At 36.2% G+C, this 16,720-nt stretch carries 15 protein-coding genes; 12 read left to right on the plus strand and 3 right to left on the minus strand.

What is annotated here, in order from left to right:
- Positions 1 to 25 precede the first annotated feature (25 nt).
- From NG809_RS02125 to nhaA, 12 genes are all read left to right on the plus strand, one after another.
- On the plus strand, positions 26 to 253 hold the full coding sequence (locus tag NG809_RS02125; RefSeq protein ID WP_262147651.1) for a DUF6814 family protein: 228 nt from the start codon (positions 26 to 28) through the stop codon (positions 251 to 253).
- 156 nt (positions 254 to 409) lie between these two features.
- A complete protein-coding gene (locus tag NG809_RS02130) occupies positions 410 to 604 on the plus strand; it encodes a hypothetical protein (RefSeq protein ID WP_056029475.1) in 195 nt (64 codons plus the stop codon).
- Positions 597 to 3,290, plus strand: a complete 2,694-nt coding sequence (locus NG809_RS02135) for an ATP-binding protein (protein ID WP_262147656.1) — start codon at positions 597 to 599, stop codon at positions 3,288 to 3,290. Before NG809_RS02130 ends, NG809_RS02135 begins: the two co-directional genes overlap by 8 nt.
- Before the next feature lie 389 nt (positions 3,291 to 3,679).
- Positions 3,680 to 4,165, plus strand: coding sequence for an IS200/IS605 family transposase (gene tnpA / locus NG809_RS02140; protein ID WP_262147658.1), 486 nt, complete (start codon positions 3,680 to 3,682; stop codon positions 4,163 to 4,165).
- 106 nt (positions 4,166 to 4,271) lie between these two features.
- Positions 4,272 to 4,637 carry a response regulator transcription factor gene (locus NG809_RS02145; RefSeq protein WP_262147660.1) on the plus strand — a complete coding sequence of 122 codons (366 nt, stop codon included), beginning with the start codon at positions 4,272 to 4,274 and terminating at the stop codon, positions 4,635 to 4,637.
- A gap of 82 nt (positions 4,638 to 4,719) precedes the next feature.
- Positions 4,720 to 6,609, plus strand: coding sequence for an AMP-binding protein (locus NG809_RS02150; protein WP_262147663.1), 1,890 nt, complete (start codon positions 4,720 to 4,722; stop codon positions 6,607 to 6,609).
- The gene (locus tag NG809_RS02155) at positions 6,609 to 7,076 is read left to right on the plus strand and encodes a GNAT family N-acetyltransferase (protein ID WP_262147665.1); all 468 of its coding nucleotides are present in this window, start codon (positions 6,609 to 6,611) and stop codon (positions 7,074 to 7,076) included. The genes NG809_RS02150 and NG809_RS02155 overlap by 1 nt, the downstream gene beginning before the upstream one ends.
- 147 nt (positions 7,077 to 7,223) lie before the next feature.
- The gene (gene acs / locus NG809_RS02160; RefSeq protein WP_262147667.1) at positions 7,224 to 9,131 is read left to right on the plus strand and encodes an acetate--CoA ligase; all 1,908 of its coding nucleotides are present in this window, start codon (positions 7,224 to 7,226) and stop codon (positions 9,129 to 9,131) included.
- Between the two features lie 76 nt (positions 9,132 to 9,207).
- Positions 9,208 to 10,173 (plus strand): XAC2610-related protein, encoded by a 966-nt coding sequence (locus tag NG809_RS02165; protein WP_262147669.1) that lies wholly within the window; start codon positions 9,208 to 9,210, stop codon positions 10,171 to 10,173.
- A 150-nt stretch (positions 10,174 to 10,323) separates the two neighbouring features.
- A complete protein-coding gene (locus NG809_RS02170) occupies positions 10,324 to 10,689 on the plus strand; it encodes a hypothetical protein (RefSeq protein WP_262147671.1) in 366 nt (121 codons plus the stop codon).
- Positions 10,690 to 10,812: 123 nt separating this feature from the next.
- Positions 10,813 to 13,017, plus strand: a complete 2,205-nt coding sequence (locus NG809_RS02175) for a RelA/SpoT family protein (protein WP_262147674.1) — start codon at positions 10,813 to 10,815, stop codon at positions 13,015 to 13,017.
- Positions 13,018 to 13,019: 2 nt separating this feature from the next.
- Complete coding sequence (gene nhaA, locus NG809_RS02180; RefSeq protein ID WP_262147676.1) at positions 13,020 to 14,183, plus strand: Na+/H+ antiporter NhaA; 1,164 nt, start codon at positions 13,020 to 13,022, stop codon at positions 14,181 to 14,183.
- A 10-nt stretch (positions 14,184 to 14,193) separates the two neighbouring features.
- Here nhaA and NG809_RS02185 read toward each other — a convergent pair whose 3' ends face one another.
- From NG809_RS02185 to NG809_RS02195, 3 genes are read right to left on the minus strand one after another with little or no spacing between them, the layout of a single operon-like run.
- On the minus strand, positions 14,194 to 14,571 hold the full coding sequence (locus tag NG809_RS02185) for a hypothetical protein (RefSeq protein WP_262147679.1): 378 nt from the start codon (positions 14,569 to 14,571) through the stop codon (positions 14,194 to 14,196).
- Positions 14,552 to 15,589: a YihY/virulence factor BrkB family protein gene (locus NG809_RS02190; RefSeq protein WP_262147681.1), complete on the minus strand. Its 1,038-nt coding sequence runs from the start codon at positions 15,587 to 15,589 to the stop codon at positions 14,552 to 14,554. The genes NG809_RS02185 and NG809_RS02190 overlap by 20 nt, the downstream gene beginning before the upstream one ends.
- Positions 15,579 to 16,625 (minus strand): DUF4421 domain-containing protein, encoded by a 1,047-nt coding sequence (locus NG809_RS02195; RefSeq protein WP_262147682.1) that lies wholly within the window; start codon positions 16,623 to 16,625, stop codon positions 15,579 to 15,581. The genes NG809_RS02190 and NG809_RS02195 overlap by 11 nt, the downstream gene beginning before the upstream one ends.
- Positions 16,626 to 16,720 lie beyond the last annotated feature (95 nt).

Genomic DNA, 16,720 nt, shown 5'->3' on the forward strand with positions numbered 1-16,720 from the left:
ATTTACTAATTTTAAATCTAGCAAAATGGACGGATTAAAAAAAATATTAGGCATAGTTTGGATTTTAGTTGCATTGGTGGTTGCCTACTTCGGTATCACTGTAATGGGAATCCCAAAAATAACCTCAGGAAAACAGGAAGATCTTGTATTCGGAATCATCATACTTTTTGTATTGGTACCGATTGTATCAGGAGGAATGGCAATTTTTGGATATTATTCTTTAACTGGAGAATATTCTGATGACAAGCCGTAATTTATAAACGATGATTGATAATTGATGAATGATTTCCGTTCATCAATTATCTTTTATCAATAAAAAGGTTAGTCAATTTTAAATATAAATCTGATTCGAAATCAAATAATATTAAAACATTCGAATCAATCAATTATCAATCATCATTCATCAATCATGAAAAAGCGTCACGAACAAAAACTGATTATTCTGAGCGTAGGTTTACTTATCGCTTTCAGTATTCCCATTTCGTTGCTTTTTAACAGTGAAAGAGAAGTGTTCGGTTATCCGATGATTCTTGTTTATCTTTTTACGGTCTGGATGATTTCCATCATTATTTCTTTCGTAATCATAAAAAAATACGATGAGTAGTGTAGCATTATTTATTGTTGTTTTGATCTATCTCGCCCTTTTGTTCTTAGCTGCGCACCTCGCAGAGAAGAAGAAGAGTAAAATGTGGATCAACAACCCCTACATTTATGCGCTCTCACTTGCCGTTTACTGCACAGCATGGACGTATTATGGCAGCATTGGTGTTGTAGCCAAAAGCGGACTCGATTATCTGACCATATACATCGGCCCGATCATGGTCATTCCGGCGTGGATTTATATTAACACAAGGATTGTCCGAATTTCAAGAGTGAATAAAATAAGCAGCATTGCAGATTTTATTTCCTTAAGATACGGGAACAGCAGAAGTTTCAGCGCCATCATTACTTTGGTTTGTCTTTTTGCAATTATTCCTTACATCGGACTTCAGATCAAAGCGATTTCAGAAACTTTTCATTTGGTAACAGAAACTGCGGTTTCCAAAAATCTTCTTACGGACAGTGCAACTTTCGTGGTTGTTCTCATTGCAGTTTTTGCTTCGTATTATGGAACGAGATATGTTGACGCCTCCGAAAAACGTTTAGGAATTATTTCTGCCATTGCATTGGAGAGTTTTCTTAAATTATTTTTTATCATCATCCTCGGAGTTTTTGTGATTTACTATGTCTTCGATGGCTTCGGAGATATTTATCAGAAAGCTTCAAAGTTTTCGGATTTTAAAGCTAAAAATACCTTTAATGGAATTGAAGGAGCCATGAACTGGATGGTGCTCTGCATGATTTCCGGAACTGCGATCTGCATTTTACCGAGACAGTTTCACACTGCGATTGTAGAAAACAGACAGGAAAAACACATCAAAACAGCAATCTGGTTTTTCCCATTATATCTTTTAATTTTTACCATTTTCATCTTCCCGATCGCTTGGGGCGGAAGATTAATTTTTGACGGACAAAACGTCAATCCCGAGTTCTACTCTATCCTGATTCCTCAATATTTTGATAATACTTTAATTACAGTTTTAGTTTTTTTGGGAGGTCTAAGTTCGTGCATTTCGATGATTATTATTTCGGCGATTACGTTGTCAATCATGCTTTCAAACAATCTTATCATTCCTTACGGTTTACTGGGAAAATTTAAAGCTGAAAATGAAGTTCAAAACAACCGAAACATTACCAACATCCGCAAATTTTCGATTTTTGGGTTGGTTATTTTAGCTTTTGCCTTTTACAAATATTTTATTCTAAAAACGTCACTTGATTCTGTAGGATTGATTTCATTTGTGATGATTGCACAGCTCGCTCCCTCCTTTTTCGGAGCCATTTTCTGGCGTCGCGGAAGTTACAAAGGTGCTGTAACGGGCTTGATTGCAGGTTTGGTCATCTGTTATTTCGGTTTAATTATTCCGCAATATTATTTCTCATACAATTCTGAGCTGAAAGGAGTTTTAAGAGAAATGTATGATGCTTTTGACTTTTTCAAAATATCTTTTCTGGGACACATTCCTCAGATTTTCTTTTGGTCGATTTTGATAAATACTGCCCTGTTCACCATACTTTCCGTAAGCATGAAAGGAAATTACCGTGAGAGAAATTTCGCCGAATTGTATGTTGATATCGACAAATACATTCAAAACCACGAAAATGCTTTCATCTGGAGGGGAACTGCTTATGTTTCTGATATTCAAAATATTCTGGAGCGTTTCTTAGGTAAAAAGAAAACCGAACAGGCAATGCGGATTTTCAATATTAAATACAATATCGATTCGCAAACTGAAACTGCAGATTCAAGATTTATTAAATTCTCCGAAAACCTTTTGGCAGGAAGAATCGGGACGGCATCAGCGAAAATTTTGATTGAAGGCGTGACAAAAGAAGATAAAATTTCATTAAAGGAAGTTTTAAATATTTTAGAGGAATCTAAAGAAAATATCACATTAAATAAAAAACTGACGGAAAAATCTGAAGAACTGAAACAGCTTTCCAACGACCTCAGTGCAGCTAATGAAAATCTGATTGTAAAAGACCGTCAGAAAGATGATTTTCTGGATTCTGTTGCGCACGAATTGAGAACACCGATTACAGCCATCCGTTCTGCAGGAGAAATTTTGGCAGATGACGATGATATTCCGTTGGAAATCAAAAAAGAATTTTTAAATAATATCATCACCGAATCTGACCGTTTGAGTGAAATCATTAATGATATTTTATATTTGGACAAACTGCAACACGGAGAAATTGCTTTAAACATTCAGGAAAATAATATTGTTGAAACATATAAGAAAGCTTTAAATCCTATCCTGCATTTAATTCAGCAGAAATTTATTCACGTAAGCGAGGTTGATTTACTGAATCATTATTTGTTTGAATATGATGAAGCAAGATTTATCCAATTATTTCAGAATATTTTAGGCAATGCATTGAAATTTACGGACGAACAGGGAATTATTCAGACCAAATTTTCAGAAAAAGACAACGATTTAATTATCAAAATTTTCAACACAGGAAAAAACATTCCTGAAGAAGATCTGGAAATGATTTTCGATAAATTTTATCAGTCTAAAAATCAAAACATAAGAAAACCCACCGGAAGCGGCCTCGGATTGGCGATTTCAAAAAGAATCGTCGAAGCCCACGATGGAAATATTAAAGCTGAGAACAGTGGATTGGGCGTGACCTTTACCATAACGTTACCAATGATAAAAACAGATGATGGCGGAGAACCTGAATAATTCAGTATGAGTAGCCATGGTTGAAACCTATGGTAAAAAGGACACTGTAAACGGCGAACCCGACAGGGTTCAATATCAGTAGCCGTGGGTGAAACCCGTGGTCAAAAGGAAACAACAAGCCACGAACCCGACAGGGTTCAATTTGATTAACTGTAGGTGAAACAATGGTAAAAGGACACTGTATACGGCGAACCCGACAGGGTTCAATATCAGTAGCCGTGGGTGAAACCTATGATAGATCGAGACAACGTAAAACGAACCCGACAGGGTTCAATATTAGTAGCCGTGGGTGAAACCCATGGTTCGCAGAAAAAGCAAGCAACGAACCCGACAGAGTTCAATATCAAAAACCGTAGGCTAAACCTATGGTAATAAAAAACAAAACAAAAATGAACCCGACAGGGTTCAATAACAAAAACACAAATGAAAAAATGGGAACGTACAGACAAATATTTTATCACATCGTTTTCGGAACCAAACACCGTGAACCAACAATTAATGAAAAAAATGAATCAGAACTTTACAAATACATCTGGGGTATTTTAAAGAATAAAAAATGTAAATTATACAGAATTAACGGAATGCCGGACCACATGCATATTTTCTTTGACCTGCATCCCAGTGTTAGCCTTAGCAGTTTGATAAAAGATATTAAAATTGCAAGTAACTTATGGATGAAAGAATCAGGATTATTCCCTGAATTTAATGGATGGCAGGAAGGATACGGCGCATTTACGAGTTCGGTAAAAGAAAAAGAAACGATTATCCATTATATTAAAAACCAGAAAGATCATCACAAGAAAGAGACGTTTGAGGATGAATTTAAAAGATTATTGAACGAGAATGGGATTAAATTTGAAGGTGATATTATTTAAAATTCAACCCTTGCGGGTTGGCTTTATGCAAATCATAATACCATAAATTTCACCTACGGCTATGAAAATTGAACCCTTCGGGTTCTCCAACCTAACAAAAAAGAAAATGAAAAAAATATTAATTGCAGATGACGAGCACAAAATTTTAATGTCATTGGAATACAGTTTCAGGAAAATCGGTTACGAAGTTTTCATCGCCAGAGATGGAACTGAAGTTTTGGAATTTCTGAAAACAATCGTTCCTGACGTGATTTTACTCGACATTATGATGCCAAATCTCGACGGCTACAGCACGTTAGAAGAAATCAAAAAGAATGAAAATTTAAACAATACAAAAGTTATGTTTCTCAGCGCCAAAAACAACCCTAAAGACATTAAAAAAGGTCTTGAAATGGGAGCTGATGCATACGTAACAAAACCTTATTCGATCAAAAAACTGATTCAGCAGATCGAAGAACTTCTTAGCGCTTAATCGCGTCATTGCGAACAAAGTGAAGCAATCTGTTGAAGGATGAGATTGCTTCGTTCCTCGCAATGGCTAAACAAAAAAAATTATGAACGCAGATAATCTATTTAAACAAAGCATAGAAAACAAAGTGCAGTTCTGGAAAGAGCAGGCACAGGAAATTTCGTGGTTTGAATTTCCCGAAACCATTATTTCAAAAGACGAATACGACTATACCCAATGGTTTGCAGACGGAAAACTGAATATATCTTATCTCTGCATTGACAAACATATTGAAGATGGTTTTGGGGAAGAAATTGCGATTGTTTACGATTCTCCCGTTACGAATCAGAAAATAAAATACACTTTCAATCAGGCTAAAAAAGAAATTTCAAAATTAGCTGGCGGACTGGTTTCTTTAGGTTTAAAAAAAGGCGACACTGCCGTGATTTACATGCCGATGATTCCGCAGACGCTTTTTGCGATGTTGGCTTGTGCGAGAATTGGTGTGATTCACAATGTTGTTTTCGGAGGTTTTGCGCCGCACGAATTGGTAGTAAGAATCGATGATTGCAAACCTAAAGCTTTAATTACAGCCACCGCAGGAATTGAAATTGCAAAAAGAATTCCTTATCTGCCTTTAGTTGAGAAAGCGATCGAATTAGCTCAGGATAAAGTAGATAACATTATCGTTTTCAACAGAAAATTAGTCGACAATCAACATGAAATGTTTGAAGGCATCATTGATTATGAAGAATTGGTCGAAAAATCCGAGCCTGCAGATTGTGTTTCCGTTAAATCTAATCATCCGCTCTACCTTTTATACACTTCAGGTACGACAGGAAAACCAAAAGGAATCACAAGAGATACAGGTGGTTACGCTACAGCTTTGAAATTTTCCATGAAATACATTTACGGAATTGAGCAGGGCGAAACTTTTTGGGCAGCTTCAGATTTTGGATGGGCGGTCGGTCATAGTTACAGCGTTTATGGCCCATTAATCAACAGAAACACAACCATTATTTTCGAAGGAAAACCAATCATGACTCCCGATGCAGGAACTTTCTGGAGAATCATTTCTGAATACAAAGTTTCCGCAATGTTTACGGCTCCGACGGCGATTAGAGCTATTAAAAAAGAAGATCCCAATGGCGAACTGGTTAAAAAATATAATTTGAGCCATTTCAAAAAACAGTTTCTGGCAGGCGAACGTTGTGATGTTGCAACTTTGGATTGGTTTGAAAAACATATTGGAGTTCCCGCCATCGACCATTGGTGGCAGACAGAATCGGGCTCGCCGATGCTGGGGTTACTGACTTTTAATGAAGATTATAAAATTAAAAGAGCTTCCGCTGGAAAACCCATTCCAGGTTACGATATTAAAATTTTTGACGAAAATGGCTTTGAACTCGATGAACATAAAGAAGGCTATCTTGTCATCAAGCTTCCGCTTCCGCCCGGCGCAATGCTGGGAATCTGGAATGATTACGAACGTTTTGAGAAAAGCTATTTATCACAATACAAAGGCTATTATTTTTCCGGTGACGGAGCGATAAAAGACGAAGACGGTTATATTTTCATCACAGGACGGGTTGATGATGTCATCAACGTTGCCGGACACCGACTATCTACTTCAGAAATGGAAGAAATTGTTTCCTCTCACCCAGATGTTGCGGAATGTGCCGTTGTAGGAATCGATGATGATCTTCGTGGACAGGTTCCTTTTGCTACAGTAGTTTTGAAAAATGGTTCAGAAATTATAGAAGAAAATGTTGAAAAAGAAATCATTCTTAAAGTAAGAGAAAAAATTGGTGCTGTTGCCTTCCTAAAAAGCGTGATGGTCGTAAAAAGGCTTCCGAAAACACGTTCAGGAAAAATTTTAAGAAAATTGATCCGAACGATTATTGATGGTAAAGTATTTCAGATTCCATCGACGATTGATGATGAGAAGATTATTGATGAGTTGAAGGAAAAGATTCAACAGTACAGAAATAAGTAATGGAAATTATTAAAGCAAATACCTATGACCATAAAATTTTGACAGAAATTACAAAAAAGTCAAAGGCATACTGGGGATATTCGAATGAGCAAATGGAAGAATGGTCTGATTTGCTTACCATAAAAGAGGAATACTTTAAAAATAATGAGGTTTATAAATTATTGATCAACAACTCAACGGTTGCTTATTATTCTTACTTCAGTATAAATGAAAATACTGTAAAGCTTGATAATTTATTTGTTTTACCTGATGAAATTGGAAAAGGTTATGGCAAATTATTAATGAATGATTTCATTTCAAAAATAAAAAAGAGCAAAACCAAAATAATAATTCTGGATGCCGATCCGAACGCACAAAAATTTTATGAAAGCTTCGGGTTTACAAAAATTGGAAAAATAGAAACATCCATAAAAAACAGATTTCTACCAATCATGGAACTTCAACTAGATACAATTGTTGATAAATAATTTAAATAAATAAGTCTGTCTTATATAAGTGAAACGGCTCTGTGAGACTTAAAGCAGCATTAATTTTAAAAAACTTTGTGACCTTCGTGTTCAAATTAGAACACAACAAAATAATTTAAATAATAAATAATTCTTAAAAGAAAAAGTATGAGAAATTACGTGATAGAAGATTTACCGCACTACTTTGAAGAGTACAAAAAATCAATCAAGAACCCGAAAAAGTTTTGGGATAAAGTGGCGGACCAAAATTTTGTCTGGTACCAAAGGTGGAGCAAGGTGGTAAAATATGATATGAATGAGGCAAAAATCACATGGTTTAAAGATGCTAAATTAAATATCACCAAAAACTGCCTCGACAGACATTTATCCGTACGTGGCGAAAAAACCGCCATCATTTGGGAACCCAACGACCCAAAAGAAGAAGCGCAACACATTTCCTACAACGAATTATACGAAAGAGTCAACAAAACAGCAAATGTTCTAAAAGACATGGGCATCGAAAAAGGCGACAGAGTCTGCATCTATCTTCCGATGATTCCAGAATTGGCGGTTACGATGTTGGCCTGTGCGAAAATCGGAGCTGTACATTCAGTTATTTTCGCCGGATTTTCAGCTTCGGCAGTAGTTTCGAGAGTGAATGACTGCGGCGCAAAAATGCTGATCACTTCAGACGGAAGTTACAGAGGCAATAAAGTTTTAGATTTAAAATCAATCATCGACGAAGCTTTGGAAAAATGTCCTACTGTAGAAAAAACTTTGGTGGTCAAAAGAACCAACAACGAAGTTAAAATGAAGGAAGGCAGAGATTTCTGGATGGCTGACCTGTACGAAAAAGCCTCTGCCGATTTCGTAACGATCATTATGGATGCCGAAGATCCTCTGTTTATTCTGTACACATCAGGTTCTACTGGAAAACCTAAGGGAATGCTTCACACCTCTGCCGGCTACATGGTTTATTCGGCATACACATTTAAAAATGTTTTTAATTATCAGGAAAACGACATTTACTGGTGTACTGCAGATATCGGCTGGATTACGGGACACTCTTACATTTTGTACGGACCGCTTTTAAATGGTGCAACCACTGTTATTTTCGAAGGAGTTCCCACCTATCCTGAGCCTGACAGATTCTGGGAAGTTATCGAAAAGCATAAAGTCACTCAATTTTATACTGCACCAACCGCCATCCGTTCTTTAGCTAAAGAAAGTGCTGAGTGGGTTGACAAACATGATTTAAGTTCTTTAAGAGTGATCGGATCTGTTGGTGAACCTATTAACGATGAAGCATGGCATTGGTTTAACGATCACGTTGGCAGAAAAAAATGTCCGATCGTCGATACGTGGTGGCAAACAGAAACCGGCGGAATTATGATCTCTCCTATCCCATTTGTTACGCCGACCAAACCGACGTATGCTACACTCCCATTACCGGGAATTCAGCCCGTTTTAATGGATGACAAACGCAACGAAATTACAGGAAATCAGGTGACAGGAAACTTGTGCATCCGTTTTCCTTGGCCGGGAATTGCGAGAACAATTTGGGGCGACCATCAAAGATATAAAGAAACGTATTTCTCGGCATTTCCAGGGAAATATTTCACTGGTGATGGTGCTTTGAGAGATGAAGTCGGTTATTACAGAATTACAGGTCGTGTGGATGATGTTGTAATTGTTTCCGGACATAATTTGGGAACAGCTCCGATTGAAGACAGCATCAATGAACATCCGGCGGTGGCAGAATCTGCGATTGTAGGTTTCCCGCACGATATTAAAGGAAGTGCATTGTATGGTTTTGTTATTTTAAAAGATTCAGGATCAGACAGAAAGCAGGAAAATTTAGTAAAAGAAATTAATCAGTTGATCTCAGATCAGATTGGTCCGATTGCTAAACTGGATAAAATTCAGTTTGTTTCCGGACTTCCGAAAACCCGTTCTGGAAAGATTATGCGCAGAATTTTACGAAAAATTGCCGAAGGTGACTTCTCTAATTTTGGAGATACTTCTACTCTATTAAATCCTGAAATTGTGGAGGAAATTAAAAATGAAAGAATATAAAATCGTTTAATTAAATAATTGAAAACCTCGCAGAAATGTGAGGTTTTTTAGTTACTTTTAAATTCAATTTTGAACGATGAAAAAACTGATTATTTTGTTATTTCCCTGCATTCTTTCAAACGCTCAAAGCTATAAAATCACAGATTTCTCTAAAGATTTCTATGCAACTGTTACCAAAAACAAATCTTCGCAAACACTCAAGGTTTTCAGTTTGAAAAATAAAAAACCGCTTATTAATCAGGAAGTGCATCTTGATGATTATGATTTTGAAAATATAAAATCCAATATTGCAGAAATTCCTTATGGTCATCAGAGTATCATAATTTATGATGATTTCAATTTTGACGGTAAAAAAGATCTCGCTTTGAAATACGGAAACGAAAGTTGCTATGGAGGTCCTTCATATAATGTGTACATTAACGATAAGAACGGTTTTGTAGAAAATCCGAATTTTTCAGATTTGGCACAAAACTACTGTGGTTTTTTTGATGTTGATGAATCTAAAAAACAAATCCATGTCATGACAAAGTCCGGTTGTTGTTGGCATCAGTATTCTGATTTTATAATAAAAAATGGAAAACCATTTCTGATAAAACAATCAGAAGAAGCGTTAGATGCTACGGGACTTTATTTTGAAACTACAGTTAAAGAATGGAAAAACAAATACATTTATTATAAATTCAAGACCATCGCTGCAGATATTGTTGCAGATTATATTCTTACAAGCTACACGGTAGAAAATGCTAAAAAGATGTATCTTATTAAGAAGTATGACAATGATCTTTATTACTTATTTACTAAAAAAAATGGCGACATTGAACTTTTGTACAGCGATAAATTTTTCTATTCTAAAAAAGATAATTCGCTCGCTTTCTCAAGCGGAAATGCCGGTTATAAAATTTTCAACGACAGGATCGAAGTTACTGTCAATAAAATGAAAACGATTATTAATGCAGATGTTAAAACAAGAAAAAATAATATTTCTAACATTTATGATGTCTTCAAAAAGGAAAACATTCAAAATCTCGAAATTATATACTGATATAACACGCGAAACTTCAAAGCCGATAGACAATCTATTAAATTATAATAAATATTTATAGAAAAAATAAAATATTTAATTATTATGTAAATTTTTCGCAATCATATACAATTATTTTGTACCTTTAATGCAAATCCAAAACAAAATATCATGTCTACAATTATTACCGGTGTTTTCCAGAGACACAGCGATTATAAAAGACTCGAAATCGAGCTTGAAATGGCAGGTTTCGATAATGCAGACTACATTGTATATATCACAGAAAATCATCATGATTCACCTTACATGACCAGCGTTCAGATCACAAATCCTGAACAGGAAAATGAGGTAAGAAAGGTTTTTGCGGAGAATTCTGTGCTAAAGACTTACCACATAGAAAACATGAGCATCAGTCAGGCATCTTATGCGACCGTTAAAAAGTACATTGATGCCAAAAACAAAACTGAAATTCACGCAAGTCCGGATCTTCGATTCAAAGGTGCCACAGAAGGCATGGACTCTGAAGTGAAATTTTGAAAAAAACTAATTCATTAAACTAATAACCATAATCCGCAGCCAAAAAACTGCGGATTTTTTTGTGGGTTTAAATTGATAACTGCGTTTATTTTTCGTATTTTCGTCTACACAAAGCCTTCGCAAATGAGTTATGACCTGGAACAGGAGAATAAAGAAATTCTCGCAAGATATAAAGATCTGATTTCTAATACTTACCGTACATTAGATGAAGAACACAACAAACTGATAAGAAAGGCTTTTGATATCGCTCTGGATGCTCACAAAGACCAGAGAAGAAAATCCGGAGAGCCCTACATTTATCACCCTATCGCCGTTGCAAAAATTGTCGCTACAGAGATTGGTTTGGGAGCAACATCCATTGCCTGTGCACTTTTACATGATGTAATCGAAGATTCAGATTACACGTTTGAAGATTTACAGAAAATATTTGGGTCTAAAATCGCAGAGATCGTGAATGGTCTTACCAAAATTTCGATCATGAACCATCAGAATATTTCGGTTCAGTCTGAAAATTACAGGAAACTTCTGCTTACCCTTTCCGAAGATTTCAGGGTAATTCTGATCAAAATTGCAGACCGCCTTCACAACATGCGTACTTTGGAAAGTATGGCGCCCGACAAGCAAAAGAAAATTGCTTCCGAAACCGTTTACATCTACGCTCCGATGGCGCACCGTTTAGGTTTGTATTATATCAAATCTGAGCTTGAAGACCTTTCATTAAAATATAATAATCCTGAAGTATACAACGAGATCACATCAAAACTTGAACTTGCAAAAGAATCAAGGGAAAAATATATTGAGGAATTTAAAGATGAAGTTTCAGACCGTCTGAAAGATGAAGGTTTAAATTTCAGCATCAAAGGTAGGGCGAAAGCCATCTCTTCAATTTACAGGAAAATGCTGAAGCAAGGCGTTTCCTTTGAGGAAGTCTATGACAATTATGCCATCAGAATCACCTATAAGTCGGATGCCAAAAACGAGAAATTTCTCGCATGGAAAATATATTCTATTGTAACGGATGTTTATCATTCCAACCCTTCCAGAATGAGGGACTGGATCACACAACCCCGATCAACAGGATATGAAAGCTTACACCTAACCGTTTTGGGACCAGACAGAAAGTGGATTGAAGTTCAGATCCGTTCCGAAAGAATGGATGACATCGCTGAAAAAGGTGTTGCCGCCCATTACAAATACAAAGAAGGCTACAAACAAAGCACTGAAGACCGAAATTTTGAAAAATGGGTAACGGAAATCAGAGATGTCTTGGAACAGCAGCAGAATCTGAGTACATCCGAACTTTTAGATAATATTAAACTTAATCTCTATTCAAAAGAAGTATTTGTTTTTACCCCGAAAGGTGAGATAAAAATCCTTCCAACCAACGCTTCGGCTCTGGATTTTGCATTTTCTGTGCATTCAGATTTGGGAATGAAATGTTTGGGAGCGAAAATCAATGGCAAACTGGTTCCGATTTCCTATAAACTTCAAAACGGTGATCAGATCGATATTTTATCATCTCAAAATCAAAAACCAAAGTCTGACTGGCTGGATTTTGTTGTTACATCAAAAGCCAAGTCTAAAATCAAAGGATTTCTCAATTCACAGAAAAACTCTCTGGTAGATGAAGGTAAAGAAATTCTTCAGCGAAAACTCCGTCATGCAAAAATCAATTTTAATGACGAAGAAATCAATAAGCTTCAGAAGTTTTTTAATCTTAAAACATCTCAGGAATTATTTTTAAAATTCCAAAGTAACGAATTAGATGTCAGCAGCTTAAGAAAATATATTGAAAGTAAAAATGTGTTTAATAATTTACTTTCGAGATTCAGAAAATCGCCATCTAAAAACGTTCATTACGAGGAGCCAAAAGAGCAGAATCTCGACATGATTGTTTTCGGCAAAGATGAAGAAAAACTGAATTATTCTTATGCAAAATGCTGCACCGTAATTCCTGGAGACAAAATTTTTGGTTTTATTACCATTTCAGAAGGAATAAAAGTTCATTTGGACACATGCCCGAACGCTATAAACCTGCGTGCACAATATGATTACCGTGTAATTCCTGCCAAATGGGTGAACGAGGAAAGCTTTAAAAACAGAGTGAAAATAGAGATTGAAGGACTTGACAGAATGGGAATGATCAACGACATTACCACCGTAATCAGCGGAGCGATGGGCATGGATATGAAAAGTATGTCGATTGAATCCAACGACGGGATTTTTACAGGAAACATCAATCTCGAAGTAAAGCACACAGGTCAGTTGGAAGAAACCTTTAAAAAACTGAAAGACATCAACGGAGTTTCAAGAGTGAGAAGATTGTAAATATGAATCTTAGTGTCTACTTTATTAAATTTCTGAAAAACAGCCGGTCATCGGGAATCCTATTGATATTTTGTGTTGCAGCAGCTTTATTGATTGCCAATTCATCACTGAACGAAGGTTTCAATAACATTCTGAATTATAAACTCGGAGCGGAAAATTTACATTTAAAATACTCTGTCAGCACCTGGATTAATGATGGTTTAATGGCCATCTTCTTTCTTTTGGTAGGTCTGGAAATTAAGAGAGAAATTCTGGAAGGCGAGCTTGCTTCATTTAAAAAAGCATCGCTTCCCATCTTCGCTGCAGTCGGCGGAATGGTGGTTCCTGCTTTAATTTTTCTGGTATTTAATTTTAAAACAGATTTCAGCAATGGCTGGGGAATTCCAATGGCGACAGATATTGCATTTTCGCTTGCAATCATTTCGCTTTTGGGAAACAAAGTTCCTGCTTCATTAAAGATTTTTTTGGCAGCTTTGGCGATTGTGGATGATCTCGGAGCTATTTTAGTGATTGCATTTTTTTATACAGATTCAATCCATTTTTTAAGCCTTCTGATCTCTTTCGGAATTGTCGGGTTGCTGGCTTTACTTAATTATCTGAAAGTTAAAAACATAGTCTTCTATCTGATTTCAGGAGCTTTTTTATGGTATTTTTTGCATCAGTCAGGTATTCATGCAACGATTGCGGGAGTTCTTTTGGCATTTACCATTCCAACAAATAAATCATCTGTAATTCCCTCTCCTCTTGAGAAACTGGAGCATCAGCTTCATATTCCTGTTAATTTTTTAATTATGCCTATTTTTGCTTTGGCAAACACCAATATTCATTTCGAAAATGGTATGATTGAGGGTTTAACAAATAGTTTAAGCCTCGGAATTATTTTTGGTTTGGTAGTCGGAAAGCTTGTAGGCATCAACCTTTTCTCATTTTTAGCCGTAAAATTAAAATTGAGCAGCCTTCCTGAGAACAGCAGTTGGAGACAGATGGCAGGCGTTGGTCTACTTGCAGGAATTGGCTTTACAATGTCGATTTTTATTGCATTGCTTTCATTTAAAAATGAAATTCAGATTCAGAATGAAGCTAAGTTTGCTGTCCTGATTGCTTCCTTGATTGCGGCAGTTTCCGGTGCATTGGTTTTAAAAATGAGCTCTGCAAAAAGTAATTAAATTTTAATCATTAATTTTTGACAACACTCCACGTTCCTTTTGCGTTTCCCATTTCCCAGGTTCCGCTTTTGTTCTGTAAATTTCCGTAAATGATGAAACCCTGAGGTGATTTTACTGTTGTGTTGAAAGAAGACCCGATAAGACTGGTCCAATAAGAATCCGTTCCACCGTTTGTACTTCTTATTACTCCCGCAGAAGCATCTTTAGCAATATTTACTGTAAGACTACCGCTGATGTCGCCGGAGTAAGTTCCCGTATATTTACCCATAAATTCTGAAGTGAAATTTTCCTGTGTCCTTTTTTCTTCAGCCTGATCCAGAATATGCTGACAAGACTGCAGACTGACCACGATGCACAGCAGACAAATTTTAATTATCCTGTTTCTCATCATCTGTTTTCTTTTGTTTTAAGTCAATTTTACGTGTATGCTCATCGTCACCATCAAAACTAGGCTCAAATGTAGTTGAAATATACTGATCGGCTTCATTTTTCAGCTCGTCGGCAAGTAGTTTTTCAACTCTGAGTTTTCTTAAAGCCATGTTCAGTTCATTACCAAAAAGCAGCAAATAAACATTTACATTGATCCAGACCATCAATAAAATCATACTTCCGATGGAACCGTATAAAACGTTGTATCTGGCAATATTTTTAACGTAAAGTGTGAAAAAATAGGTAGTGATAATAAACAGAACTGTAGTAAGAATCGCTCCCGGAACAGCCTGTCTGAACCGCACAATTTTCACAGTTCCCAACCAGTAAAATAAGGTTAAAAGCAAAAAGAAAAATACCGGAAATGATACAAAACCAATGATTGCAGAAAGATTTTTCGTCAGCCATGTAATATTATCAATGGGCGTGAAAAGTTTCATTACGACTTCCACATAATAAACACCGAAAAGAGCGAGGAAAACAATGGTTACAAAGCCGATTGTGATAAAAAATGAAAGAATAAACTCTTTCACATCACTTAGTTTTTCTTCGGATTTCTCGTTGAAGCCGCTGATCAGGGCAAAAGTTCCGTTGGTGGCAAAAATCAAGGCAATAAGAATGGTTAAATTACTGATTCCCTTCATGTTAGGAATAATATTATCTTCAATATAGGATCTTACGTCACCTTCAATATTGCTTGGGAAAATATTGTGCATCAAGACCTCAAAAATATAAAATTGGAGCTTGTCGTAATGAGGCATGTAGGGTAAAACCGACAGTAAAAACAATATAAAAGGAAAAAGACTTAAGGTAAAATTCCAGGAAATTCCTGCAGCTTTTCGTCCGATTCTGTCTTTAAAAACTCCGGCAAAATAAATCTGGAACATCTCCCAAAGAGAGATTCCCAGTACAGGAAGGTGAATATCTTCGAAAAATTTCTGAATCCTCAGGAATACTGCGGGAGTTTTAATTGCCATGTTTCTTTTTAAAATTATTGAATTTTTCTTCGGCCTTATCAAATACTTTCTCTGCAAATTTCGGGTTATTAAACCGAATACCAAAACCTATTCTTGCCTGCCAGTGTGTGAATGAGTAAAAATTTTCATTTCTGTTATTCGTCCAGTTCATCATTCCTGATACTCCGGCGAAAAACCTGCCATTATCGTAGCCAAATCTTCCCGCAGAATTCAGGCCAATATTAAAATCATGAAAACGTTCAGAAATAATTCTTGCATAATAGACCTGCGGATAAAGTTCAGCAATTGCGTACCAGTTTTTACCGAAAACACGCTGCATTCCTACGCCGGATTTAATCGCAATTTTTAAATCCCGTGAAGGCGAGTCTTCCTGTGGGTCTGTAATTTCAACATCCTGAAACCGCACCGTGTTGGTGTTTCTCATAATGTTGTACTGATATGCCAGACCTGTCATAATAATCCATTCATTCTTTGTCGGTTGGTACGTCATGTTGGTGAACGGGCGGTAATTTTCTTTGTTTCCCTTCCACAAATAGCTGGTTTCACCCTGAAATGAAAGATATTCGGCGTTGGGGAAAATAAAATTATCAGTAAAATCAATTGGAGGAGCGTCTGATGCTGAAATATCATTGAAAAACCTTTTGCTGTCGGCAAGATACAGACCTTTCATCATGCTCAATCCTGCAAACTGCCGGAATTTTGAGCCCGGAAAGAACGCAAAACCAAGATTAAAATAGGTAGTTTTTCCTTTAAGTTTATCGTCATTGTTGATCGATAGAAATTTTGGAGCGAACGAGAATGTAGCATCAATAAAACGGTATCTGAGAAAAAATTCTGCATAAAAAGCGTCGTTGGCTTTCAGTTCATAAATGTTTTTCCCGTAATTAAGACCGAAAGTATTATCGATATAATTGGTGCCCGCCACGATTGAAACAGTGTTTTTTGCAGTACTGAAATTCTGATTCAGAGAATCTTTTTCCTGAGATTTAAACATCGCAGAAATAACCAGAACGGAAATGGTATATTTTACTTTCAAAAGACGTGTGTTTCCGGGTAAAAATAAGCATTTAAAATAACATTGATCATTGGAGGGCAGATAAACTCTGACAAAATAAATATCTTTGCAGTCTA

Source organism: Chryseobacterium foetidum (assembly GCF_025457425.1).
Lineage (GTDB): Bacteria > Bacteroidota > Bacteroidia > Flavobacteriales > Weeksellaceae > Chryseobacterium > Chryseobacterium foetidum.